Below are 1,267 nucleotides of genomic sequence, written 5' to 3'. Positions count from 1 at the left end.
ATATATACCTAAATTCTCTCCCTTCACTCTCCTCATACTGTTTCGTTAATTGAATAAATTCTACTATAGATTTATTCGGTTCCACAGGGTCAAGGACAACTAATTTTGTACCGTAAAAGCCTTGTATGTCTAAGAACCAATAAGAATTAAAGTATTCTTTTATCGCATCGTGAATATTTACACTCAGTTCTTTCTCAATTTCTATAAAATTATCTATCTTATTTTTCTCAAGAGGTTTCCAATATACATATCCTTCTTCATCTGGATTACTTAAATATAATAAAGGATCCACTTCTGCATCCCACGGTACTTTAGGATACGTTCCATATTTTTTCTCCCATACATTCATAAGTGCTTTAAAATACCGCTCTAACTCTTTTTTTATTTCCATGCCATATCCTTTGCACTAACACCTAATAAGATTTCATTTCATACTGGATTATTAGCAATTGAAAAATAATTAGGCTTCATGTATATTCTCCTTAATACTAATAATAAAGTTATATAGCGATTCTTATTGCTTTTTCGCTATGAATCCTTTCAATAGTTCCTACCTTATTTACACGTATTCTCTCGATTAAAATCAAATGCTGCTTCAACACCATTTTTCAGTAATTTTTGTAATAACGTATCCAATCCATCTTTGAAATAACATTGGATTTCCTCTTTATATAATGGTAATAGAGTATGGAAATAGATCGGCCAGTCACCCTCTATTTTTTTACCATCTTCACGAAATTCCATTTTAAATGCATCCGAACATTGTGGCAACGGTGGTACAACCATAACACCAGAAAATTCCGTCTCTTTACTATATGGATAAAACGGTGTATTTGAATCCCATTTCCCTTCAACTGATTGAGCTTCATACATCCGTCCCTCTGATTGATTCGAAAATACAAGCCATTGCCCTAATCCATATCCATTTTCCCTTACCTCTTCCCCAAACTTTCGTAAAAGGCGCAAGGGCCAACCGTATTTCGCACTATCCAAAACAGACGCTGCTACTTCCCACTCCTTCGGCAGGTGCATGACAAGTTCTGCATAACCACTATCTACACTTGATGGAGCTGGCATACGGAAATAGCTATTCCGATATGTTATTACTGTATTGTAATCTACTGTTTCATTTGGACCGACATTATATAATTCTATATCAGTAATTATTTTTGAATTTGCTTCTATATGATTCGTAATTTGACCATAATGTTGCTGAATATGTAATTTATAATCTTCAATGGATGTCGGGCGTATTACTGGGTTATTT

General features: G+C 33.9%; 2 protein-coding genes. Both read right to left on the bottom strand.

Annotation, left to right across the window (positions count from 1 at the left end; genetic code table 11):
• Window positions 1-391: SecY-interacting protein Syd (locus AC1DTM_RS27075; RefSeq protein WP_016105400.1), on the bottom strand; the 391-nt coding region annotated here is incomplete at its 3' end.
• A 164-nt stretch (window positions 392-555) separates the two neighbouring features.
• Window positions 556-1,267: suppressor of fused domain protein (locus tag AC1DTM_RS27070; RefSeq protein WP_477001337.1), on the bottom strand; the 712-nt coding region annotated here is incomplete at its 5' end.

This window comes from Bacillus sp. P4_D3, from assembly GCF_056401855.1.
The sequence above is the reverse complement of the archived record's forward strand: the minus strand, read 5'-3'. Positions and strand labels throughout refer to the sequence as shown.